The organism is Haloferax sp. Atlit-12N (assembly GCF_003383095.1).
Taxonomy (GTDB): domain Archaea; phylum Halobacteriota; class Halobacteria; order Halobacteriales; family Haloferacaceae; genus Haloferax.
This window is the reverse complement of the sequence record NZ_PSYW01000001.1, coordinates 1,145,634-1,167,390: the sequence shown is the minus strand read 5'-3', so window position 1 is coordinate 1,167,390 and position 21,757 is coordinate 1,145,634. Positions and strand designations below refer to the sequence as shown.

Genomic DNA, 21,757 nt, shown 5'->3' with positions numbered 1-21,757 from the left:
GACCATGAAGGAATACCAGACCATCACCGAAATCAGCGGCCCGCTGGTGTTCGCCGAGGTCGACGAGCCGATCGGTTACGACGAAATCGTCGAAATCGAGACGCCCCAAGGCGAAACCAAGCGCGGACAGGTTCTCGAATCCTCCGAGGGCCTCGTCGCGATTCAGGTGTTCGAAGGCACGACCGGTATCGACAGGAACGCGTCCGTCAGGTTCCTCGGCGAGACCCTCAAGATGCCCGTGACCGAGGACCTCCTCGGGCGCGTGCTCGACGGGTCCGGCCAGCCCATCGACGGCGGCCCCGAAATCGTCCCCGACGAGCGTCGGGACATCGTCGGCGCGGCAATCAACCCCTACTCCCGCGAGTACCCCGAGGAGTTCATCCAGACCGGCGTCTCCGCCATCGACGGCATGAACACCCTCGTCCGCGGCCAGAAGCTCCCTATCTTCTCCGCGTCGGGGCTTCCCCACAACAACCTCGCGCTCCAGATCGCCCGTCAGGCGACGGTGCCCGAGGACGAAGACAGCGGCGAAGAGTCCGAGTTCGCAGTTGTCTTCGGCGCGATGGGTATCACGCAGGAAGAGGCGAACGAGTTCATGGAGGACTTCGAGCGCACGGGCGCACTCGAGCGCTCCGTCGTCTTCACGAACCTCGCGGACGACCCCGCAGTCGAGCGGACGGTCACGCCGCGTCTCGCGCTGACGACCGCCGAGTACCTCGCGTTCGACAAGGACTACCACGTCCTCGTCATCCTGACCGACATGACCAACTACTGCGAGGCGCTCCGCGAAATCGGTGCGGCTCGCGAAGAGGTCCCCGGTCGCCGTGGCTACCCCGGTTACATGTACACCGACCTTGCACAGCTCTACGAGCGTGCGGGTCGTATCGAGGGACGCGAAGGGTCTGTCACGCAGATTCCCATCCTCACGATGCCGGGTGACGACGACACGCACCCGATTCCGGACCTGACCGGCTACATCACCGAGGGTCAGATCTACATCGACCGCGACCTCAACTCGCAGGGTATCCGCCCGCCGATCAACCCGCTTCCGTCTCTGTCGCGTCTCATGGACGACGGTATCGGCGAGGGCCTCACCCGCGAGGACCACGCCGACGTATCCGACCAGATGTACGCGGCGTACGCGGAGGGTGAAGACCTGCGCGACCTCGTGAACATCGTCGGTCGCGAGGCGCTGTCCGAGCGTGACAACAAGTACCTCGACTTCGCCGAGCGCTTCGAAGCCGAGTTCGTCAACCAGGGCTTCGACACGGATCGGTCCATCGAGGACACCCTCGATATCGGCTGGGACCTCCTGTCGATGCTCCCGAAGTCCGAGCTCAACCGTATCGACGAAGAGCTCATCGAGGACTACTACGAAGAAGACGCCGAGTCGGTCGAAGCGGAAGCCTAGACCCCGACGAACGCCGCGTTCGTCCCTCGGTTCGATTCTCCTCTTCTATTCGCGCCGTCAGCTTCTCGAGCCGCGCGGCCGCGCGCCGCCCGCGAGAACTTCCTTACGTCTCGCCCACGACGACTCCACATGGACGCCACTTCGTCTCGCGCTCGCGTCCTCGCGGTCGTCGGTCCCGCCGTCGACCGGGAGCGACTGCTTGACGTGCTCTCGCCGCTTTCGGTGTCGGTCACTTCGTCGGTCGGGGCGGCGGGCCAGCGCGCCGAGGACGAACAGGCCGACTGCGTCGTGCTCGCGACTGACCGACTCGCGGACGTCGAAGCGGTCCACGGCGCGCTCTCGGTCCCGCTCGTCGTCGTCGTCCCGAGCGACGGCGACCTCTCGGCGGCGGCCGCCCGTGACGCCGGCGCGGCCGACGTGGTCCCGGTCGTCGATTCGAACCTCTTCGAGCGGCTTCCGGAGCGGGTCGAAAGCGTCGTCGCGTGGCGTCGCCGCGGCGCGGCGGCCGCGAGCAAGATAACGGATGACCTGAAAGAACAGGCGATAGACGAGGCTCCGGTCGGTATCACCATCGCTGACTGCTCGTTGCCCGACCGGCCGCTCGTCTACGTCAACGAGGCGTTCGAGACGATGACCGGCTACTCGGCCGACGCGGCGCTGGGGCGGAACTGCCGGTATCTTCAGGGGCCGAACACGGACCCCGAGCGCGTCGCCGAACTCCGCCGCGCCATCGAGGCCGAGGAGTCGGCGTCGGTCGAACTGCTGAACTACCGGGCGAACGGCGAGACGTTCTGGAACCGGGTCGACGTCGCGCCGCTGAGCGGGCCGGACGGCGAGGTGACACACTACGTCGGCTTCCAGACCGACATCACCGAGCGCGTGCGCGCGGAGGCGGCCGCCGAGCGGTACGCCGAGAGAGTCGACGAGGAGCGCGCGCGGCTCCAGACGCTCGTCGAGCACATCGAGGGGCTGTTGGAAGATGTGACGAGCGCGCTCGTCCGCGCGGAGAGCAGACAGGAACTCGAAGCGACCGTCTGCGACCGAGTCACCGCCGCCGGCTCGTTCGACTGCGCGTGGGTCGGCCACTGCGACCTCTCGCCTGCGGTCATCGTCCCGAACGAGCGCGCGGGCGCGGACGCGAACACGAACTTCCTCGACGGCCTCGAAATCGACCGGTCGGACCCCGCCGACCCCACGGCCCGCGCCGCGGAGACGCGGACCGTCCAGTCGGCGGCCGTCGGCGACGGGAGCGTCTCCGCGGAGGCGTTCGTCCCGTTCGACTCCGTCATCGCGGTCCCGCTGGTCCACAGCGGGACGCTGTACGGCGTCCTGACGGTCTACACCGACGTCGCGGAACTCGACGACCAAGTCCGGGTGGTGTTTGGGACGCTCGGCAGGGCGGTCGGCGCGGCCATCGACGCCTTCGAGAGCCGGCGGTCCCTGCTGTCCGACGAGCGGCTCGAACTCGAACTCGAGGTGCGCGACGAGACGCAGCCGCTGGTCCGACTCGCCGCCGCGGGGGACTGCGAACTCTCGTACCGCGGCTCGGCCCAACACGACGACGGGACCGTGAGTCTGTTCGTCTCGACGGACCCCGCGACGGAGTTCGAGGAAGCCGACACCGACCTCGACGGTCTCCGGAGCGTCGACGTCCTCCCCCGCGGTGACGACGCCGAACTCTACGAACTCACCTTCGCCGACGGGTCGCTCGTCCACCTCGTCGCCGACGCGGGCGGGCGGCTCGTCGACCTCGAAGTCGACCGCCTCGGCTGTCGGTTCACGGTCGTCGTCCCCGACCGCGTGGCGGGGCGGGCGCTCCTCGACGACTTCAAGACGGTCGCGGCGAACGCCGAACTCCGCTCCGTCACGAACCGGTCCGAACCGCCGGAGGCGCGCCGCGAGTTCGTCGCGAGCGTCAACGACGACCTCACCGACCGCCAGCAGTCGGCCCTCCAACTCGCCTATCTCGGCGGGTATTTCGAGTGGCCCCACGCCGTCACCGGCGACGAACTCGCGGAGACGATGGGCGTCTCGCGGGCGACGTTTCACCAACACCTGCACGCGGCGGAGCGAAAACTCATCTCTCGATTTTTCGATGGAGAACCGTACTAACGGGCATATCAGACGTTTCGACAGTCGCTCGATGTCTCCCGTCTCCGGGACGCCGACAGCAGCGCCCGTCGACCCGCGAACTGAATCGCGGTCTCGACCTACAGATGTGACGCCTTCCAGTCACGACCGATTCCAGCCGGTCTGGCCGGCCAGACAGTAAAAGATTAACACCCCAGGCGAACAACCCCCGCCAACGATGGCCGAAGACGTCAAGCCGACCCGCAAGAACTTGATGGCGATCGAAGATCGCATCGAACTCTCCGAGCGGGGCCACGACACGCTCGAGCAGAAGCGTGACGGGCTCATCATGGAGTTCATGGACATCCTCGACCAGGCCCAGGACGTGCGGGCCAACCTCAATCAGGACTACGAGCGCGCGCAGAACAAAATCAACATGGCCCGCGCCATGGAGGGCGACGTGGCGGTCCGCGGCGCGGCCGCCGCGCTGAAAGAGTACCCCGAAATCACGACGCAGTCGAAGAACATCATGGGCGTCGTCGTGCCCCAGATCGAGTCCTCGCGCGTGAAAAAGACCCTCGACCAGCGTGGCTACGGGCTGCTCGGCTCCTCGGCCCGCATCGACGAGGCCGCGGACGCCTACGAGGAGCTCCTCGAATCCATCATCCTTGCCGCGGAGGTCGAAACCGCGATGAAGAAGATGCTCGAAGAGATCGAGACGACGAAGCGCCGCGTCAACGCGCTCGAGTTCAAGCTCCTGCCGGAACTCTACGAGAACCAAGAGTACATCGAGCAGAAGCTCGAAGAACAGGAACGCGAGGAGATCTTCCGTCTGAAGAAGATCAAGGCGAAGAAGGAAGAAGAAGAGAAAGAAGAGCGCGCCGCCGAGAAAGCGGCAGCCGAAGCGGAAGCGGCGACGGCCGACTAACCCGACTGACCCGCTCTCTCTCGACCCCGTTCTCTTCTCGGTCGAGTCTCCGACCGTTTTTCACTGTCTCGGCGCGTAGAGACTCTCATGTCCTGTCCCGACTGCGACGGCGAACTCGCCGTCTTCGCAGTGCCCGAACCGCTAGCGTCTCACGCGCCCGAGGCGGCGCTGACTGTCGGGTTGTGCGCCGACTGCCTCCGACTTCACCCGGCGGAGACGGTGCCGACCGACGGCGACTCGCGGCCGCTCGCGGACGTGCTTCCCGAGGGTGATGCGGGCGCTGCGGTCGCGCTCCTCGTCGGCATGCTCGACTCGCTGGCGCTCAACCGCGCCGGCATCGTCGACTGCGTCGAGTTCGCCGAACAGTCTGGCATCGACGTGCATCTCACGCTCGACCGACTCCAGCGGGAGGCGACCGACCCGCACTTCGACGTCGCCCGTCGGCAGGCGCAGTTGGACGCGTTCCTCTGAGCGCCGCCGCTCTGTGCCGTCTGACACCGTGGCGCGCGAAGACGCCGAGGAGGAGTCGCTTAGACGCCGGTGGAGTACCGGAGGATGCCGGCGATACCGCCGAACGCGTCGTAGAGCTGTTCGCCTTTCTCGAAGTCCGTACTGATGAACTTCGTCTCGGTGCCGCGCTGGTCGGCGAGGTCCATGAGCCACTCGATGACGTCCTCGCGCTCTTTCAGTTCGGCCTCCGAGCCACCCTCGCACTCGTGGGTGGGCGTGTTGTGACGGTGGTCGACGAGTTCGTACTCCTCTTGCCCGTCGCAGTCGTAGATGGCGATGTCTTTCCGCAGGTCCTCGGAGATGAGGAGGCGGTCGACCGACCCCATCACGAGGTTCTTCCGGGTCGCTTCGAACCCGTAGGTGGACTCGTTGCCGCGGTGGAGTTTCTCGAAGAACTCCTCCATCTGCTTTTTGTCCTTGATGACCTCTTGGTCGGCCAGCGCGTCCTGGCCGGCGTCGACGAGGTCGTAGAGGCCGGACTCGTCGGTGTAGGCCACGTCGAACTTCCCGACGACGAGGTCCTGCAGTTCGTGGTGGAGGTAGTCGCCGTCGAGGAACTCGTCTTTCGTCGGCGAGGGGCCGCCCACGAGGATGCCGTCCATCTCGTGTCGTTTGGGGACGAACAGGTCGTTCGCCATGCCGGCGACCTCCTGGTAGAAGTTGTCGATGGCTTCGAGGCGGAGGCGGGCGAAACGCTGGGCGGACTGACCACCTTTGCGCTGCTTACCGGGGACGAGCGACGAGGCGCTCTTGACCGGCTCGACGCGCTTGCCCTTGAGCCAGCCGACGTTGGCCTCGCGGCGGTCGAGGACGATGAGGCCGAACAGGCCCTTGTCCATGAGCATGTCCTCGAGCGGTCCGGTGAGGAAGTTCGAGTCGCAGTGGTATCGGAACGACTGAATCGGCTCCGGCGGGCTATCCAGCACCTTCGTGACCATGTCCGTCTGGCCGCCGCCGGCGTTGACCGCGCCGGAGAACATCACGATGCCGTTGTCCGGCGGGAAATTCCCGTAGTACCGGAGCCGGTCTTTGATGCTCGTCAGGGCGTCTTGGACGTTCGTGCGCGTCTGCTTCGATTTGATGTTAGACGCTTCGCTGTGCTCCGTGATGACGTGTTCAACCACGTCGGAAATCTGCTTGTCTTCGGGGATGTAGATGGTGACGAGCTGCGTTCCTGACCCTTCGTACTCTCGCAGGTCCTCGATGACCTTCTTGAATTCGTACTTTCGGCGGTCCTCGCTCGCCTCCTCGGCGTCGCTACTCATCACTCCACCTAGTCCCTCCAGCGGCTAAGTAACCTTTGACTGGTCACGTTCCGCGGTATCCCGCCGCACGAGCCGCCCTACGTCCCGACTTCGAGACGAGCGCGGTCGGAGAACATTTATGTGCCTGTCACGGGTGGACTTCGACGTTGGAATTATGGCCCGGGTGTACGCAGTTGCCAGCGCGAAAGGCGGGGTTGGAAAGACGACGACCACGGCCAACCTCGGGACGACGCTCGCGATGGCCGGTCACGATGTCGTCGTCGTCGACGGTGACCTCGGGATGCCGAATCTCGCCGGCGCGCTCGGCGTCGACCCAGATGGGGCGACGCTTCACGACGTATTGACAGGCGAGGCGGCGGTCGAGGCGGCCGTCTACGAGGGACCGGCAGGACTCTCGGTGCTCCCCGGCTCGAACGCCCTCGAAGCGTTCGCGACGGCGAACGCCAAGGAACTCGAACCGGTCATCTCGGCGCTCGAATCGAGCTACGATATCGTCCTCATCGACACGGGTGCGGGGCTGAGCGACGACACCTTCGTCCCGCTGAAGCTCGCCGACGAAGTCGTCTTGGTCTCGACGACCGAGCGCGAGGCGCTCGGCGACACCGAAAAGACCCGACAGCTCGGCGAGCGCATCGGTGCCGACGTGGTCGGCGTCGTCCTCACGCGCGTCAACCAGTCGAACCCGAACGCCGACGTGGTCGCCTCGCTCCTCGACGCTGGCGTCATCGCCGTCGTCCCCGAGGACCCGGCCATCCGCGAGGCGCTCAGCACGCAGGTTCCGGTCGTCGCCCGCTCGCCCGACAGCATCGCGGCCGCGGGCTACCGCGCGCTCGCCGAGGCGCTCACCGGCGAACCGGTCCCGATTCCGGACGACGCAACCGACTCTCCCGAGAGCGAAGCCGACGCGACGAACGAGGCGGACCAGACCGCCGAACCGACGGACGCCGCCGACGCGCCGGAGACGGACGAACACACCTCGGTCGTCAACGTCGACGCCGACCCCGCCGCAGAGTCCGAGCCGGCCCCGGAACCCGAACCGGCCCCGGAACCCGAAGCCGACCCCAGCGACGTCGCCGCCGCCGTCGCGGACGACGACCGAGTTTCGGCGGATGCTGAACCGGACCTGAGCCCGGACACGGAACCGGACCCGGAACCGACGTTCGAAGCCGAGTCGGAACCGGGAACCGACTCAGCCGACGACGACCTCGCGGCGTCGATTCCGTTCTCCGGGGGTGCCGCCGAGGCGTCGGACGACCCCGTGGACCCCGACCCGGACGCCGCCGAAGACGGAGACGACCCAGCGGTCGAAACGGACGTGGTCACCGACCCGATGGACGCCGACGCCTCCGTCGAATCTGACGCCTCCGTCGAACCCGACACCGAAGTCGAGGCCGAAGACGCCGACGCGCCGGCCGACCCACTGGCCGCCGACGCGCCCGACGACTCGGTGGTCGCCGACCCCGACCCGGTCGGCGAGGAGGACCCCGACACCGACCCGCTGGCGGCGGACCTCGAAGCGGTCACCCGCGGAACGTCGGCCGCCGACGAGGAGACGCTCGGCGACGACGACCCCGTCTCGGACGCCGACGCCGGCGCGACGGGCGCGGACCCGCTCGCGGAAGATGCGGTCGAAGACGATTCGCTCGCCGCCCCGGCGGCCGATTCGCCGGTCGATGACTCCTCCGAGACGGTCGTCGAGGCGTCGGACGACGATGCCGATTCGGGGTCTGACATAGCCGAGGACTCCGAATCAGTAGACCCCGAACCGACAGACCTCGACCCCGCCGTCGAGGAGGTGGACGCGGCCGCGTCCGGCACGGACGAACCGCTCGTCGCCGAGGCCGAACCGGGCGCTTCCGAGGATGGTTCGGACGCTGACGCGGGTGCCGACCAACCGTCCGAAGACGGCGGCGACGAGGAGGGCGTCTACACCACTTCGCTCGTCGAGGAGGTCGAGTCGTTCGACGACGACGAGCGCGACGAGAAGAAGAAGGGATTCTTCAGTCGCTTCCTCGGCTAAACGGGAAGGCCTTTTACTCGCGTCTGCGGAAAGCCCTCTATGGCAGACTCTGAGTCCGTTCCCTTCTGGTGGATAGTCCTGTTTCTCGTCCTCGCACTCGGCAGCGGTGCCGCCGTCGTCTTCTCGGTCGGCGGGTCGCTCATCGCCGGGGCCGCGGCGCTCCCGCTTTTCTTCTGAATCGCTCGAAAAAAGCCGTCGCCGAAGAACTCGCTTAGCCCGCGGTCACATCGACTCGGGCGCTTCCACGCCCACGATTGAGAGCGCGTTCGCCACCGCGTTCCGCGAGGCCTCCACGAGCGCGAGGCGGGCCGCGCCGACCTCCTCGTCGGCGTCGAGCACGGGGCACTCGCGGTAGAAGGTGTTGAACACCTCGGCGAGTTCGCGGGCGAACGTCGCCACGGTGTGGGGTTCGAGGTCGTCGGCCGCGGTTTCGACGACCGCGGGGAACCGCGCGATGGTCGCCAGCAGGTCGCGCTCGGCGTCGGTCGTCAGCACGGCGGGGTCGACCTCGCTCGCGTCGAGGCCGGCGGCGGCCGCCTCGTCGGCGATGCCGCAACAGCGCGCGTGGACGTACTGGATGTACGGCGCGGACTGGGCCTCGAAGTTGAGCGCCTGGTCCCACTCGAAGGTGATGGTCTTCGTGGGCTGTTTGGAGACGATGTCGTAGCGGACCGCGCCGATGCCGACCTGCCGGGCGATGCGGTCGATGTCGGCCTCGCCGAGGTCGTCGTCGCGGGTGCGGCCTTCGAGGCGGGTCTCGACCTCGTCGCGGGCGCGGTCGATGGCCTCGTCGAGGAGGTCGTCGAGCATGACGCCCGTCCCCTTTCGGGTGGACATCGTCTCGCCGCCGGGGAGGTTGACCCACGAGTAGATGACGTTCTCCAGTTTGTCCACGTCGTTGCCGAGAATGTCGAGCGCGGCCCGGAGCTGTCCGGACTGGAGCTTGTGGTCCTCGCCGAGGACGGTCACGGCGCGGTCGTAGTTGTCGAACTTCCACTCGTGGTGGGCGAGGTCGCGCGTCGTGTACAGCGAGGTGTCGTCCGACCGGAGGAACACGAGGTTCTTCTCGAAGCCGTAGTCCTCGAGTTCGAGCTGCCACGCGTCTTCCTCATAGACGGCGTGGTCGGTCTCCTTGAGGCGCTCGGCGAGGTCACGGGTGCTCCCGTCGAACATGAAGCGCGTCTCCTTGACGAACTCGTCGAACTCCGCGGGGAGGCGTTCGAGACACTCGCGCATACCGCCGAGCACCTGGTCGACCACGGTCTCGACGCGGGCGTACGTCTCCTCGTCGCCCTCCTCGATGCCCTGGAGAATCTCGGTGATTTCGGCTTCGGCCTGTTCGACATCCTCGGGGTCGGCTTCTTCGAGGAAGGCGTTGCCCTTGCGGTAGTAGCGGACGAGGTCGTACTCGACGCGCTCCCGTGCGGGTTCGCTGTCGAGGTCATCCTCGTCGAACGTCTCGTAGGCCCACGTGAAGACGGCCATCTGGCGGCCGGCGTCGTTCACGTAGTAGTGGCGGTCGACGTCGTTGCCGGCGAAGTCGAGCAGGTTGGCGACGGCGTCGCCGATGACGGGGTTCCGGGTGCGACCGACGTGGACCGGGCCGGTCGGGTTCGCGCTCGTGTGCTCGACGACGACGCTGTCGCCGGTCGCGGGCAGGCGACCGTACTCCTCGTCGGCCGCGGCGGCTTCGAGGGTATCGTCGTAGTAGGCGTCGGAGACGTGGAAGTTGACGTACGGCCCCTGCGTGTCGACCGCGGCGAGGTAGTCGTAGCCCTCGACGGAGAGTTCCTCGGCGATGTCGGCGGCGATTTTCGGCGGCGGCGCGCCGACGACCCCGGCGAGTCGGAAGGCGACGCTGGAGGCGAGCGTCGCGGGTACGTCCTCCGGCGGTTCCTCGACCCCGAGGTCGTCGGTGGGCAGGTCGAGCGACGAGAGCGCCGCAGAGAGCGCCGTCTCGACCTCCTCACGGAACTGTCTGAACATGTACGCGGATTCTCGATAGGCGGCTAAAGGCCTTTCCGAACCGTCCGAGCGACCGCGCGCCGCGCCGGACGAGGACGTTCGTTTCCCTCGGTTTTCGGGGTGGTCTTAGCACCGCCCACGTCGATACCTTACCAGTAAGGTAATAGTGGTATATCGTAAGGGGACGACATTCAAATCACGGGCGGCGACCCGCCGCTCTCACCACCCCACCCATGAGTCAATGCAACCACTGCGATGCGTTCGTGTCGAACAACTTCGTCCGCGTCTTCGGCGACGAGGACGGCAACGTCTACGCGTGTCCCAGTTGCTCGGCGAACGCGGGTATCTCACAGGTCAGCACCGAGCGGAGAGCGTCGTCTCTCTGAGGTCGCCGTTCGGTCGCCGGCCCCGACGGACCGAAACGCGCGGAATCGCACGTACGGTGTTACTCGTACGGTGTCACCCCGTCGCTCACCCCACAGCGGTCCCCCGGCGTACCCCTGCCGTCGCACGCGCCGCCGACCCGTTCCACTTTGCCCCAACTCGGCCCGACGTTCCCCGATTCGGTCCCGGTCTATCGCCCCCGACCGCGGACCGAACCCCGGCCGTGAGACGCCCCACACCGATTTCAGCGACTGACGCCTCGCCCGTCGAATCACGCGGTACGACCGCGCTCCCTCCGGAATGACTCTTTTCACCGCGGTAGACTGACCGACGGACTTACCCGTCCGCGATTGGAACTGTCGCGTATCCACGGCGGTCGCGTCCGTTCGACCGCTCCGCCACTCCATCTCATTTTTGGAACGCATCTCACTTACGATACGCTTATGGGGCGCGCGTTCGAATCCGAGAGTATGTCAGAATCGGCAGTCGCCGCGGCGGTCGGGTACGACGAGTTGGCCACGCTCAAACTCGTCGCGCTCGACGGCGGGCGCTCCGGCCCGGTCAAGCTCTCCTGTTCCGGCGTCGCGAACCGACTCGATGTGTCGAACCAGACGGCATCGCGCCGCCTCCAGCGGCTCGAAGAGGCCGGTTTCATCGACCGCGAGGTCGTCGCCGACGGCCAGTGGATAACCATCTCCGACGCGGGCGAATCGGCCCTCAGACAAGAGTACGCCGACTACCGGCGCATCTTCGAGACGCCTTCCGTGGTCGTCCTCGACGGCGAGGTCACCGGGGGAATGGGCGAGGGCCGCCACTACATCTCGCTTTCGGGCTACATGAAGCAGTTCAAAGACCGACTCGGCTACGAGCCGTTCCCCGGCACGCTGAACGTCCGCCTCGACGACGACGCGGTCCGCGCCCGCGCCGGGATGACCGCCCTCGACGCGGTTCCCATCGACGGCTGGGAGGACGACGAGCGCACCTTCGGCCCGGCGACGTGTTACGCCGCCTCCGTCGCGGTCGGCGACGAGTCCTACGAGCCGGTCCACATCATCGTCCCCGAGCGGACCCACCACGACGAGTCGCAACTGGAGATAATCGCGCCGGATAAGCTCCGCGACGAACTCGACCTCGACGACGGCGACGCGGTCACGGTCCGCGTCGAGGAGGCGGCGTACGAATGAGCCGAACTGCCGAGTCGACCGGCGACTTCGACGCCGTCTCGCGCGTCCTCGACGCCTTCCGCGCCGGCGAGCCGGTACTGGTCCACGACTTCGACGACCGCGAGGGCGAGACTGACCTCGTCTACCCCGCGGGGGCGGTCGGCTCCGCCGATGTGGCCCGGATGCGCAACGACGCCGGCGGTCTCGTCTGCGTCGCCCTCCCGAACGACGTGTCCGAGTCCCTCGGCCTTCCGTTCATGGACGACGTACTCGACCACCCGGCCGCGTCGTCTCACGACCTCGCGTACGACTCGCGGTCGTCGTTTTCCTTCACGGTGAACCACCGCGACTCCTTCACGGGCATCACCGACCGCGACCGCGCGATGACCATCTCTCGGCTCGCGCCCGTCGCCGAGGCCACCCGTGCCGGCGAGTACGACGCCGACGACTTCGGCGGCGAGTTCCGCGCGCCCGGCCACGTCCACCTGCTCCGCGGCGCGCCGGACCTGCTTTCGGACCGGCAGGGCCACACCGAACTCGGCCTCGCGATGGCCGACGAGGCGGGTATCCCGCCGGCGGTCGTCGTCTGCGAGATGCTCGACGACGAGACCGGCGCGGCGCTCTCGAAGGACGCCGCCCGCGACTACGCCGACCGACACGGCTTCGCCTTCGTCGACGGCGACGGCCTCATCGACGAACTCGTCTGAGCGACGAGGGAGTCGCCCCGATTTACCTTCTCACGCGCGCCCGTCGCGCCACGACCACGTCGGTTCCCAGCCGAGCAGCCGCTCCGCCTTCTCGGTCGAGACGAGCGCCTCGTGGCCCGAAAGCGGCGTTCTCACCTCCGCGCCGGGGTAGACCTCGCGGGCGACTGTCGCTGACTCGACGGTCGTCGAGGTGTCGGCGGCCGCGGCCCAGAACACCTCGTGCCCCCCGAAGTCGGCTTCGAGCGCCCGGCGGACGAGTCTCGCGGCGTCCTCTCTGCCGAGGTACGAAAAGAGCGTGTTGCGCGCGGTGTGGAAGTGCCCGGCGTCCCGCAGTCCCGACAGCGAGCGGTCGGCCTCGGCGAATGTTTGCCTCGCCTCCTCCTCGCTCGGCATCCACGGGAACCGGAGGCTGGCGACCGTCTCCGGGGCGTCATCGCGGCGGACGAACCCCGCGGCGGTCTGCTCGGCGACGTACTTCCCGAGGCCGTAGGGGTTCGAGGGCGTCGCGCGGTGGGTCTCGTCCACCGGGAGGAAGTCGATTCGAGCGGGGTCGGGTTCGAAGCTTCCGCCGATGGCGCTCATGCTGGAGGCGAGGACCACGCGGTCGATGCCGAGCGCGGCGGCGACTTCGAGGACGACGTAGGTCGATTGGACGTTGCTCTCGAAGACGCGGTGGCCGGGGTCGGTCGTCGGCGTCGAGATGGTTCCCAGATGGACAACCGCGTCGGCGTCGACGTCGCTGAGCGCCGCCGTGAGGTCGCCCGGGTCGAGCGCGCTCACGCGGTAGTCGTGGTCCGCGAGCGACGACTCGCTGTGCCGCGAGAGATTCGTGACGGTGTAGCCGCTCGCGCGCAGGTGGGCGAGGACGGCCGGCCCGATATTTCCGGTCCCGCCCGTGACCGCGACGGATTCGAGGCTCATACCCCGTCATGGCGGCCCGCGAACAAAACGCCGGGGGCGGCGGTGGCCGGGTCGTCATGATTTTAGAGGGGGGCCGCCGAAGGCCACTACATGGGATTTGAAGAGATGGATGTCTCGACGATCTGGCAGAGTGGAGAGTACAAGGACTGGGAGGACGCGACGGTGCACGTCCTCACCCACGGTCTCCACTACGGGACGGGCGTCTTCGAGGGGGTTCGCGCCTACGACACCGACCGCGGCCCGGCCATCTTCCGCTGGGAGGAGCACCTCGAACGGCTCTATCAGTCCGCGAAGCCCTACGACATGGAGATTCCCTACACGCGTGAGGAACTCACCGAGGCGACGCTGGAGGTCATCCGGCGCAACGACCTCGACGGCGGCTACATCCGTCCCATCGCGTTCTACGGCTACGACTCGCTCGGCGTCAGCCCCAAGGACAACCCGACGGAGGTCGCCATCGCGGCGTGGCCGTGGGGCACCTACCTCGGCGAGGACGCCCTCGAAAACGGCGTCGACGTGATGGTCTCGTCGTGGCGCAAGCACGCCTCCAGCCAGATTCCGACGAACGCGAAGACGACCGGACTCTACGTGAACTCCATGCTCGCGGGCGAGGAAGCCCGCCGCAACGGCTACGTCGAGGCCATCGTCCTGAACAAGGAGGGCAACGTCGCCGAAGGTCCCGGCGAGAACATCTTCATGGTCCGCGACGGGAAGATTTACACCCCCGGCCTCTCCCAGAGCATCCTCGACGGCATCACCCGCGACACCGTCATCACGCTCGCCCGCGAGCGCGGCTACGAGGTCGACGACAGCGCGACCATCAGCCGCGGCGAACTCAACACGGCCGACGAGCTGTTCTTCACCGGCAGCGCCGCCGAAGTGACCCCCATCCGCAAGGTCGACAACGTCGTCATCGGCGAGGGCACTCGCGGCCCGGTCACGGAGGAACTGCAGACCGCCTTCTTCGACCTCGTGGAGCGCCGCACCGACGACCACGAAGAGTGGTTCACCTACGTCGACGAGCAGTAACCCGAGACGCCCGCGAAAACGAGTTTTCTTTTTGTCGCGGTCCCGCCGCGAGTCGATAGCGGCGCCCGCCGCCCGCCGGCGCGGGGCGCGAGCCTTACTCGTCGGCGACGACTCGCCCGTCGCCGGACTCTTCGGTCACTTCGATGTCGAACTCGTCGACGTGGTCCTGCTCGGCGAACCCGGCCGAGAGAACGCGCGTGAGGGCCTCTTCGACCTTCTCGCCGGTCTCCTCGATGTCTTCGGGGTCGACTTCCATCACGAACCCGGTGGTGATGTTCGGCGCGGTCGGCATGAAGACGATCTCCTTGCCGTCTTTGGTCGTCTTGCCCGTCTTGAACGCGGTCATTCGGATACCCGGCCACGTTTCGAGACGGACCGGCTTCTGGAGGTCTTCGGTGCCGGTGAGCGCGGTTTCGACCGCGAGCTTAGAAGCGTTGTAGATGACGCGAACGAGCGGGACCTTGTTCATCGAGGCGTCGAGGCCGGATTCGAGCAGGCGGCCAGCCGTCGTCCGCATCAGGTAGCCGACCGAAAGCACCAACAACAGGAAGATGATGATCGCGACGAAGAACCCGAACACCTCCGAGAGGTAGGCGTACGGATCCGGAAACTCCAACAGGCGGTCAACTCCCGGAATGCGGACGATTGCGCCGTACAGAATGGAGAGGACGTACAGAATAACGATGAGCGGAACGAGAACTACGAGGCCGCTGGCGAAGTCGCGTCTCCACGAGGACATTGATATCGGGTACGTGTACCCGCGGGCATAAGGGGATTTCTAGTGCGGGACGGGGCGTACCCGCACCCCGCCGCTCGCTCAGACGCCGACGACGGCCCGGAGCGCGAACAGCGCGTTTTCCTTGCGCTCGCGGACCCGGCGATAGAAGTACGAGAACCACTTGTCGCCGTAGGGCGCATACTGCCACACCTCGACGCCGTCGGCGGCGAGGTCGCGCTGGGCGTCCTCGCGCACGCCCATGAGCATCTGTACCTCGTAGTCGCGGTTGTACTCCGCGCCGAGGTCGCGCGCGTAGGCTATCATCTCGGGGTCGTGGCTCCCGACGGCGATACCGCCGTCGTACTCCCGAAACAGGTACGCGAGGAGTTCCTTGTACGCCTCGTTGACCGCCGATTTCTGCTTGTGGGCGACCGCGGCGGGCTCGTCGTACGCGCCCTTGACGAGGCGAATCTTCCCCGGCACGTCGGCGAGGCGTTCGAGGTCCTCTGGCGTGCGCTTGAGGTTCGCCTGCACGCACAGTCCCATCCCGCCGTCAAACTCGCGGGCGAGTTCCTCGAAGGCGTCGAGGGTCACGTCGGTCGTCTCGTGGTCTTCCATGTCGCACCACAGGAAGACGCCGTGCTCGTCGGCCGCCTCGGCGATGCGCCGGTAGTTCTCCTCGAACACGTGGTCGCCCGCATCGAGGCCGATTTGTGAGGGTTTGACCGACACGCAGGCGTCGATGCCGGTCGGGGCGATGTCCTCGACGAGGCCGACGTAGGCCGCCGCGTCCTCGTCCGCGGGGGCGCGCTCGTCGTAGTGCTCCCCGAGGAGGTTGAGGATGACCGCCACGCCGTCGTCGTTCATCCGTCGGGCGTGGTCGAGCGCTCCCGCCGCGGACTCTCCCGCGACGAACCTGCTCGCGATGGGCGGAATCATAACGGACGATTACGACCGTCAGCTATTGAGGGTTATCATCGATTCGGCCACGAAATCGAACGACACCGGCGCCTCGCCCGGCGACGAACCGTCGGAACTTACATTCTTCGCCGCCGACGGGTCGGTATGGTCGTCTCTCTCGTCGCCACCGCCTTCTGGGCGATGTTGCCCGCGTACGTGCCGAACAACGCCGCCGTCCTCGCGGGCGGCGGTCGTCCCATCGACGGCGGGCGCACGTGGGGCGGCCGGCGCGTCCTCGGGGACGGAAAGACGTGGCGCGGCACCGCCGCCGGGACGCTGGTCGGGACGCTCCTCGCCGTCGCCCTCAACGCCGTTGGGCCCGCGGTCTCGGGCGCGGTCGGCGTCTCGCTTCCGACGTTCCCGCTCGCCGCCGGGTTCGGCCTCGCGCTCGGCGCGATGCTCGGCGACATCGGCGCGTCGTTCCTCAAGCGTCGCTCGGGCCGCGAGCGAGGTGCCGCCTTCCCCGGTCTCGACCAACTCGATTTCGTCGTCGGCGCGCTCGTCCTCGCGTTCGTCGCCGCGCCCGGTTGGTTCTCGGCGACGTTCACCCTGCCCGTGCTCGCGGTCGTGCTCGTGATGACGCCCGTGCTCCACGTCGTCACCAACGTCGGCGCGTACCTCCTCGGGCTGAAAAACGAGCCGTGGTAACCCACTTTTTTCTGCGTCGGGGTCGCCTCCGGCGACCCGCTCCTTGAAAAACCTGGAGGAAAAAAGGCGGCGAGACTCGGCCTTCGGCCTCGCTCGCAGTACAGTAACAGAACGATTGCTGAACCGGTTCAACCGGACCTCGCCACGTCAGTTCTCCACGAAATGTCGAATATCGTCGGCAACGTCTCCTTCCTGTTTCTCAGGAACTCCTGCAAACCAGCTAAGCACCCGGTCTTCCTGTTTCTGTGTCTCCTCAATAACTACATCATCAGATACTGAAGCACGAAAGACCACGTTGTGCATCGTGGTGCGTCCGCGGATTGAAACTCGATACAGCGGACGAACTCAACCTTCTCTAAGACGACTGAGGTATCGAGAAGTGACTCGGTTTTCTGTCGAGCCACAGCCAGCCAGTCTTTGCCGTGTTCCGCAGGTGGTCCGGGTCGGAGAACGAATTCACATCTTCTCTCACAGGTAGGATGATATATCTCTCGGGTACAGCCGACTATTTGTGCCACCCACCCCGAACCGTCCCGCTTAAGCGCCTCCCTGAACCCTCTCGAAACAAGATGGCGAACGCAGCACTCATCGAGGCGCTTCGAGCCGCCGACGCGGTCCAGTTCGGCGAGTTCGAACTCTCCCACGGCGGCACGTCGAGCTACTACGTGGACAAGTACCTCTTCGAGACCGACCCCCGGTGTCTGAAGCTCATCGCCGAGGCGTTCGCGGAGCGCGTCGCGGACGACGACAAGCTCGCGGGCGTCGCGCTCGGTGCGGTCCCGCTCGTGGCCGCGACCGCGGTCGAGACGAACAAGCCGTACGTCATCGCCCGGAAGAAGGCGAAGGAGTACGGGACGGCCAAGCGCATCGAGGGCGCGCTCGACGAGGGCGAGGAAGTCGTCGTCCTCGAAGACATCGCGACGACCGGCCAGAGCGCCGTCGACGCCGTGGAGGCGCTCCGCGAGGCCGGCGCGGTCGTCGACCGCGTCATCGTCGTCGTGGACCGACAGGAGGGTGCAGCGGAGCTGTTAGCCGAACACGACATCGAACTGGAGTCGCTTCTCACCGCCGAGGACCTGCTGGCTGACGCCGACCGCTAATACACGCTTGTGACTAATTCACTCGGAATCGGCAATCGAAGTATTCATTTTTGTGCAAGTACGAAGGCGGAGGCATGAACAGAGCAGAGAAGGCCGCACTCCAGTTGCAGGCTGTCTCCGTGCTCCGGATGCTCAAAGAGACCCGGACGTACGACGAGTTGGCCGAACTCACGGACCTGCCGGCCGGCGACCTCAACCGCTACGTCAACGGGCACGTCCTGCCCGGGGTCGAACGCGCCCGCGAGGTCGTCGAGGGCGTCGGCCGCGACGCGCTCGCCGACGAACTCGAAGCCCGCGTCCGATTCGACGACGAGGGCTACGTCGACAACTCCGGCGTCGTCTTCGACCAGTCGTTCCTCGACCTCGTCGCGCCCGTCGCGGCGAACACGCTGGACCTCGAACGCCCCGACGTGATTCTGACCGCGGCGACCGACGGCATCACCCTCGGCGCGGCGATGGCGAGCTACTTCGGCGCGCGCCTCGCGTACGCGAAGAAGTCGAAAGAGACCGCCGTCGAGGACTTCATCGAGTCGCGCCAGCGCCTCGCGTCCGGCATCGAACTCACCTACTACCTCCCCGCCAGCGCCATCGACGACGGCGAGCGCGTCCTCGTCGTCGACGACCTCATCCGCTCGGGCGAGACGCAGGAACTCCTCTTGGACATCGCGCTGCAGGCCGACGCCAACATCGCCGGCGTCTTCGCGCTCATCGCCGTCGGCGACGAGGGGACGAACCGCGCCCGCGAACTCACCGACGCGCCGGTCGGCGCGCTGAGCAGTTTCGACTGACGCCTCACCACCGCGCTAATAAACGTCTCTAAACTAATTAGTTCAATTATATTTGGCGTAGAAATAGGCACTTCTGTGTCGTTAGTTCACGTCGAACGAGTCGTTTAATCCACGTTCGTGGGTAATTCTGCCCGCTCGGATGGTAATGCTTATGTGTGCAATCAGGGGTATGCTTAGTCGTGCATCATGGGGCTCTCTGAAACCCTCGCAAACTACTTCGACGTGCATAAACACGGGTCCACGGTCAGGACCGAGATTCTCGCGGGCTTGACGACGTTCCTCACGATGTCGTACATCGTGGTCGTCAACCCGTCGATTCTCGTAGACAACCCGAACATTCCGGGCGTCGACGGAATCGCCATCCAGGGATACGCGTGGACCGAGGTGCAGGCAATGCTCGCCGTCGTCACCATCCTCGCGGCCGCCATCGCGACCACGGTTATGGCGTTCTACGCCAATCGGCCCTTCGCGCAAGCGCCGGGCCTCGGCCTGAACGCCTTCTTCGCGTTCACCGTCGTCGGCGCGCTGGGCGTCCCGTGGCAGACGGCGCTCGCAGCCGTCTTCGTCGAGGGCATCATCTTCATCGCGCTCACCGCGGCCGGCGCGCGGGAAGCCATCATCAAGGTGTTCCCCGAACCGGTCAAGATGGCCGTCGGAACCGGTATCGGACTGTTCTTAGCGATTATCGGGTTACAAGCGATGGGCATCGTCGTCGACGACACCGCGACGCTCATCACGATGGGTGACCTCGCGTCGAACCCCGTCGCCATCATCTCCATCGTCGGCCTGTTCTTCACGTTCGCGCTCTACGCGGCGAACGTCCCCGGTTCCATCATCATCGGCATCGTCGGCACGTCGCTTCTCGGGTGGGGCCTCACCGTCTCGGGCGTCGTCTCGTCCGAGGCCGGTCTCGTCGCCGGTTCCTCGGCGGCCACCTACGACATCACGCCGCTGGCCGGCGCGTTCATCTCCGGCTTCGGCAACGTCGAGGCGTTCAGCTTCGCCCTCATCGTCATCACGTTCTTCTTCGTCGACTTCTTCGACACCGCCGGCACGCTCGTCGGCGTCGGTCAGGCCGGGGGCTTCCTCGACGAGAACGGCGACCTCCCCGACATCGACAAGCCGCTCATGGCCGACGCGGTCGGCACCACCGCGGGCGCGATGCTCGGCACCTCGACGGTCACGACGTACATCGAGTCCGCCACCGGCGTCGAAGAGGGCGGTCGCACGGGCCTCACCGCGCTCGTCGTCGCCCTCTTGTTCCTCGGCTCGCTCGCCATCGTCCCGCTCGCGACGGCCATCCCGCAGTACGCCTCCCACATCGCGCTCGTCGTCATCGGCGTCGTGATGCTCCGCAACGTCGTCGACATCAAGTGGGACGACCTGACCTTTACCATCCCCGCCGGTATGACCATCCTCGTCATGCCCTTCACGTACTCCATCGCCTACGGCATCGCGGCGGGCATCGTCTCGTACCCGCTCGTGAAGGTCGCCGCCGGCGAGTACGACGACGTCAGCGCCGGTCAGTGGGCGCTCGCCGCCGCGTTCGTCCTCTACTTCGTCGTCCGTACCTCGGGCATGCTGCAGGCGCAGGTCTAATCCCGTTCGGACGACCCTCTCACCGCGCTGATTTTCTCACGGCCCGACGGGATTCATAAAGTATTGGGCAGTCTCGGTTCTAAGCCTCTCCGTATGAGTATATCCACCGAGCGGCTCGCCCTCAGGGGAGTCGTGTTTCTCCTCATTATCGGCCTTCTCGCTCCCTCGGCGGTCTCCGCGTTGACGTACGACCCCTCCCAACAGACGAGTCTCGAACCGGGGACCGTCACCAGCCCCGCAAACGGTACGACGCTTGTGAGCGTCCAGGGATACACCTTCGACGGGAACACGAACCCCAAGAAGCCCGCGCGGGTCGTCTCGGTCGACGAGCGCGGGAGCCTCCAGTGGACGTACAACGACTCCGTCAACGGGAGCGCGTGGTTCTTCGACGTCGACCCGCTTCCGAACGGGAACCTGCTCGTCTCGTCGCCGCGCGGGACCGACACCGTCGTGTTCGAACTCGACCCGGACACCCGCGAACGCGTCTGGGAACAGCGGTTCGACATGGAGGACACCCACGACGTGGACGCCTTCGGCGAGGACGAACTCCTCATCGCCAACATGCGTGAGTGGAACGACTCCGCCGGCGTCAGCGAGGACCGAATCGTCGTGTACAACCGAACGACCGACGAAATCACCTGGGAGTGGTACTTCAAGAACCACTTCCCGGCCGACACCGACGGCGGCTACAACGCCGACTGGAGCCACGTCAACGACGTGGACTACATCGGCGACGGTCGGCTCTTGCTGTCGCCGCGGAACTTCGACCAAGCAATCGTCGTCGACATGGAGTCGAAAGAAATCGTCGAACGGCTCGGTACCGACGACAACCACGACGTGCTCAACGAACAGCACAACCCGGACTGGCTGGTCAGCGAGAACGGCACGCCGACCATGCTCGTCGCCGACAGCGGGAACAACCGCATCGTCGAGTACGCGAAGGAAGACGGCGAGTGGGTCCGAACGTGGTCCGTCGGGTCGGACACGCTCAATTGGCCGCGCGACGCCGACCGCCTCCCCAACGGGAACACGCTCGTCGTCGACACGCTCAACCACCGCGTGATAGAAATCACGCCGACCGGTGAGGTCGTCTGGGAATACTACGCGACGTGGGGCCCGTACGACGCAGAGCGCGTCGCCCACGGCGACGAGTCCTCCGGGCCGACGATTCGCGACCTGAACGCCAACGGCTCGTACCCAATTACCGGGAGCGCGAACCTCACCGCGGGCGGCGACGGAAGCGTGGACTTCGTCACGCGAGTCCAATCGACCTTCACCGGGACGCCGCTCGAAGAGCCGATGAGCGGGCTCTCGACGCGACTGTCGCACGTCCTGCCGTGGCTCCGCCCGGTGTGGATGACGCCGTGGGACCTGTTTTGGGCGGTGTGCGCCGTCGGCGTCGGTCTCACCGCGACGGGCGGAGAGTTGTATCTGATGCGCCGGCGGCTCCTCGCCGCGTTCCGCGAACTGCTCGGGAGGTAACGCCGACCCCACAGCGTGCCTTTCGGGGTCGTGTGGTGCGATTGCATAAGACCATGGCACTCATTAGCCGCGGCTCCATACGTCGGGTC

General features: G+C 66.4%; 21 protein-coding genes. 15 read left to right on the top strand and 6 right to left on the bottom strand.

The features are described from left to right. Positions 1 to 4: 4 nt before the first annotated feature. From C5B90_RS06125 to C5B90_RS06110, 4 genes are all read left to right on the top strand, one after another. The gene (locus C5B90_RS06125) at positions 5 to 1,411 is read left to right on the top strand and encodes an ATP synthase subunit B (RefSeq protein ID WP_042663443.1); all 1,407 of its coding nucleotides are present in this window, start codon (positions 5 to 7) and stop codon (positions 1,409 to 1,411) included. 129 nt (positions 1,412 to 1,540) lie between these two features. Beyond that, positions 1,541 to 3,523 carry a bacterio-opsin activator domain-containing protein gene (locus tag C5B90_RS06120; protein WP_115879898.1) on the top strand — a complete coding sequence of 661 codons (1,983 nt, stop codon included), beginning with the start codon at positions 1,541 to 1,543 and terminating at the stop codon, positions 3,521 to 3,523. Between the two features lie 196 nt (positions 3,524 to 3,719). Further along, positions 3,720 to 4,409, top strand: a complete 690-nt coding sequence (locus C5B90_RS06115; protein ID WP_115879896.1) for a V-type ATP synthase subunit D — start codon at positions 3,720 to 3,722, stop codon at positions 4,407 to 4,409. 87 nt (positions 4,410 to 4,496) lie between these two features. After that, positions 4,497 to 4,880 carry a DUF6276 family protein gene (locus C5B90_RS06110; protein WP_115879894.1) on the top strand — a complete coding sequence of 128 codons (384 nt, stop codon included), beginning with the start codon at positions 4,497 to 4,499 and terminating at the stop codon, positions 4,878 to 4,880. A gap of 59 nt (positions 4,881 to 4,939) precedes the next feature. Here the strand turns inward: C5B90_RS06110 and prf1 are convergent, their stop codons facing one another. Further along, the gene (prf1, locus tag C5B90_RS06105) at positions 4,940 to 6,184 is read right to left on the bottom strand and encodes a peptide chain release factor aRF-1 (RefSeq protein ID WP_115879892.1); all 1,245 of its coding nucleotides are present in this window, start codon (positions 6,182 to 6,184) and stop codon (positions 4,940 to 4,942) included. Positions 6,185 to 6,338: 154 nt separating this feature from the next. Between prf1 and minD the strand changes: the two genes are divergently transcribed. Continuing rightward, on the top strand, positions 6,339 to 8,204 hold the full coding sequence (minD, locus tag C5B90_RS06100) for a cell division ATPase MinD (protein WP_115879890.1): 1,866 nt from the start codon (positions 6,339 to 6,341) through the stop codon (positions 8,202 to 8,204). 39 nt (positions 8,205 to 8,243) lie between these two features. Next, positions 8,244 to 8,381: a hypothetical protein gene (locus tag C5B90_RS20765; protein WP_193492883.1), complete on the top strand. Its 138-nt coding sequence runs from the start codon at positions 8,244 to 8,246 to the stop codon at positions 8,379 to 8,381. Positions 8,382 to 8,426: 45 nt separating this feature from the next. Here the strand turns inward: C5B90_RS20765 and argS are convergent, their stop codons facing one another. Next, positions 8,427 to 10,190, bottom strand: coding sequence for an arginine--tRNA ligase (gene argS, locus C5B90_RS06095; protein ID WP_115879888.1), 1,764 nt, complete (start codon positions 10,188 to 10,190; stop codon positions 8,427 to 8,429). 242 nt (positions 10,191 to 10,432) lie between these two features. On the opposite strand from argS, the gene C5B90_RS21200 reads away from it, so the two are divergent. The 3 genes from C5B90_RS21200 to ribB all read left to right on the top strand — a co-directional run bounded on the left by C5B90_RS21200 (position 10,433) and on the right by ribB (position 12,423). Then, positions 10,433 to 10,555 carry a hypothetical protein gene (locus C5B90_RS21200; RefSeq protein ID WP_004969035.1) on the top strand — a complete coding sequence of 41 codons (123 nt, stop codon included), beginning with the start codon at positions 10,433 to 10,435 and terminating at the stop codon, positions 10,553 to 10,555. A 441-nt stretch (positions 10,556 to 10,996) separates the two neighbouring features. Beyond that, the gene (locus C5B90_RS06090; protein WP_199517443.1) at positions 10,997 to 11,737 is read left to right on the top strand and encodes a DUF120 domain-containing protein; all 741 of its coding nucleotides are present in this window, start codon (positions 10,997 to 10,999) and stop codon (positions 11,735 to 11,737) included. Then, positions 11,734 to 12,423: a 3,4-dihydroxy-2-butanone-4-phosphate synthase gene (gene ribB, locus C5B90_RS06085; RefSeq protein WP_115879886.1), complete on the top strand. Its 690-nt coding sequence runs from the start codon at positions 11,734 to 11,736 to the stop codon at positions 12,421 to 12,423. The genes C5B90_RS06090 and ribB overlap by 4 nt, the downstream gene beginning before the upstream one ends. A gap of 30 nt (positions 12,424 to 12,453) precedes the next feature. Here ribB and C5B90_RS06080 read toward each other — a convergent pair whose 3' ends face one another. Beyond that, positions 12,454 to 13,344, bottom strand: a complete 891-nt coding sequence (locus tag C5B90_RS06080; protein ID WP_115879884.1) for an NAD(P)-dependent oxidoreductase — start codon at positions 13,342 to 13,344, stop codon at positions 12,454 to 12,456. A 90-nt stretch (positions 13,345 to 13,434) separates the two neighbouring features. Here C5B90_RS06080 and C5B90_RS06075 point away from each other — a divergent pair, with 90 nt between their 5' ends. After that, a complete protein-coding gene (locus tag C5B90_RS06075) occupies positions 13,435 to 14,373 on the top strand; it encodes a branched-chain amino acid transaminase (protein WP_042663448.1) in 939 nt (312 codons plus the stop codon). 94 nt (positions 14,374 to 14,467) lie between these two features. On the opposite strand, the gene C5B90_RS06070 is transcribed toward C5B90_RS06075, so the two are convergent. Beyond that, the gene (locus tag C5B90_RS06070; RefSeq protein ID WP_115879882.1) at positions 14,468 to 15,112 is read right to left on the bottom strand and encodes a DUF502 domain-containing protein; all 645 of its coding nucleotides are present in this window, start codon (positions 15,110 to 15,112) and stop codon (positions 14,468 to 14,470) included. A 78-nt stretch (positions 15,113 to 15,190) separates the two neighbouring features. Beyond that, positions 15,191 to 16,030, bottom strand: a complete 840-nt coding sequence (locus C5B90_RS06065; RefSeq protein ID WP_115879880.1) for a proline dehydrogenase family protein — start codon at positions 16,028 to 16,030, stop codon at positions 15,191 to 15,193. A 126-nt stretch (positions 16,031 to 16,156) separates the two neighbouring features. On the opposite strand from C5B90_RS06065, the gene C5B90_RS06060 reads away from it, so the two are divergent. Then, the gene (locus tag C5B90_RS06060) at positions 16,157 to 16,699 is read left to right on the top strand and encodes a CDP-2,3-bis-(O-geranylgeranyl)-sn-glycerol synthase (RefSeq protein WP_115879878.1); all 543 of its coding nucleotides are present in this window, start codon (positions 16,157 to 16,159) and stop codon (positions 16,697 to 16,699) included. Positions 16,700 to 16,846: 147 nt separating this feature from the next. On the opposite strand, the gene C5B90_RS20510 is transcribed toward C5B90_RS06060, so the two are convergent. Continuing rightward, a complete protein-coding gene (locus C5B90_RS20510; RefSeq protein WP_158547213.1) occupies positions 16,847 to 17,002 on the bottom strand; it encodes a hypothetical protein in 156 nt (51 codons plus the stop codon). Positions 17,003 to 17,268: 266 nt separating this feature from the next. On the opposite strand from C5B90_RS20510, the gene pyrE reads away from it, so the two are divergent. From pyrE to C5B90_RS06040, 4 genes are all read left to right on the top strand, one after another. Next, entirely contained in the window at positions 17,269 to 17,799 is a 531-nt protein-coding gene (gene pyrE / locus C5B90_RS06055) for an orotate phosphoribosyltransferase (RefSeq protein ID WP_004973603.1), read from the top strand. Positions 17,800 to 17,873: 74 nt separating this feature from the next. Further along, positions 17,874 to 18,587, top strand: coding sequence for a phosphoribosyltransferase family protein (locus C5B90_RS06050; RefSeq protein ID WP_115879877.1), 714 nt, complete (start codon positions 17,874 to 17,876; stop codon positions 18,585 to 18,587). A gap of 186 nt (positions 18,588 to 18,773) precedes the next feature. Beyond that, positions 18,774 to 20,186, top strand: a complete 1,413-nt coding sequence (locus C5B90_RS06045) for an NCS2 family permease (protein ID WP_115879875.1) — start codon at positions 18,774 to 18,776, stop codon at positions 20,184 to 20,186. 93 nt (positions 20,187 to 20,279) lie between these two features. Further along, positions 20,280 to 21,668: an aryl-sulfate sulfotransferase gene (locus C5B90_RS06040; protein ID WP_115879873.1), complete on the top strand. Its 1,389-nt coding sequence runs from the start codon at positions 20,280 to 20,282 to the stop codon at positions 21,666 to 21,668. Positions 21,669 to 21,757: the final 89 nt, after the last annotated feature.

Bases quoted from the DNA above. Each gene is read 5' to 3' on its own strand.
- C5B90_RS06125 (WP_042663443.1), top strand. From the start codon at position 5: ATGAAGGAATACCAGACCATCACCGAAATCAGCGGCCCGCTGGTGTTC.
- C5B90_RS06120 (WP_115879898.1), top strand. From the start codon at position 1,541: ATGGACGCCACTTCGTCTCGCGCTCGCGTCCTCGCGGTCGTCGGTCCC.
- C5B90_RS06115 (WP_115879896.1), top strand. From the start codon at position 3,720: ATGGCCGAAGACGTCAAGCCGACCCGCAAGAACTTGATGGCGATCGAA.
- C5B90_RS06110 (WP_115879894.1), top strand. From the start codon at position 4,497: ATGTCCTGTCCCGACTGCGACGGCGAACTCGCCGTCTTCGCAGTGCCC.
- prf1 (WP_115879892.1), bottom strand. From the start codon at position 6,184: ATGAGTAGCGACGCCGAGGAGGCGAGCGAGGACCGCCGAAAGTACGAA.
- minD (WP_115879890.1), top strand. From the start codon at position 6,339: ATGGCCCGGGTGTACGCAGTTGCCAGCGCGAAAGGCGGGGTTGGAAAG.
- C5B90_RS20765 (WP_193492883.1), top strand. From the start codon at position 8,244: ATGGCAGACTCTGAGTCCGTTCCCTTCTGGTGGATAGTCCTGTTTCTC.
- argS (WP_115879888.1), bottom strand. From the start codon at position 10,190: ATGTTCAGACAGTTCCGTGAGGAGGTCGAGACGGCGCTCTCTGCGGCG.
- C5B90_RS06090 (WP_199517443.1), top strand. From the start codon at position 10,997: ATGGGGCGCGCGTTCGAATCCGAGAGTATGTCAGAATCGGCAGTCGCC.
- ribB (WP_115879886.1), top strand. From the start codon at position 11,734: ATGAGCCGAACTGCCGAGTCGACCGGCGACTTCGACGCCGTCTCGCGC.
- C5B90_RS06080 (WP_115879884.1), bottom strand. From the start codon at position 13,344: ATGAGCCTCGAATCCGTCGCGGTCACGGGCGGGACCGGAAATATCGGG.
- C5B90_RS06075 (WP_042663448.1), top strand. From the start codon at position 13,435: ATGGGATTTGAAGAGATGGATGTCTCGACGATCTGGCAGAGTGGAGAG.
- C5B90_RS06070 (WP_115879882.1), bottom strand. From the start codon at position 15,112: ATGTCCTCGTGGAGACGCGACTTCGCCAGCGGCCTCGTAGTTCTCGTT.
- C5B90_RS06065 (WP_115879880.1), bottom strand. From the start codon at position 16,030: ATGATTCCGCCCATCGCGAGCAGGTTCGTCGCGGGAGAGTCCGCGGCG.
- C5B90_RS06060 (WP_115879878.1), top strand. From the start codon at position 16,157: ATGGTCGTCTCTCTCGTCGCCACCGCCTTCTGGGCGATGTTGCCCGCG.
- C5B90_RS20510 (WP_158547213.1), bottom strand. From the start codon at position 17,002: ATGCACAACGTGGTCTTTCGTGCTTCAGTATCTGATGATGTAGTTATT.
- pyrE (WP_004973603.1), top strand. From the start codon at position 17,269: ATGGCGAACGCAGCACTCATCGAGGCGCTTCGAGCCGCCGACGCGGTC.
- C5B90_RS06050 (WP_115879877.1), top strand. From the start codon at position 17,874: ATGAACAGAGCAGAGAAGGCCGCACTCCAGTTGCAGGCTGTCTCCGTG.
- C5B90_RS06045 (WP_115879875.1), top strand. From the start codon at position 18,774: ATGGGGCTCTCTGAAACCCTCGCAAACTACTTCGACGTGCATAAACAC.
- C5B90_RS06040 (WP_115879873.1), top strand. From the start codon at position 20,280: ATGAGTATATCCACCGAGCGGCTCGCCCTCAGGGGAGTCGTGTTTCTC.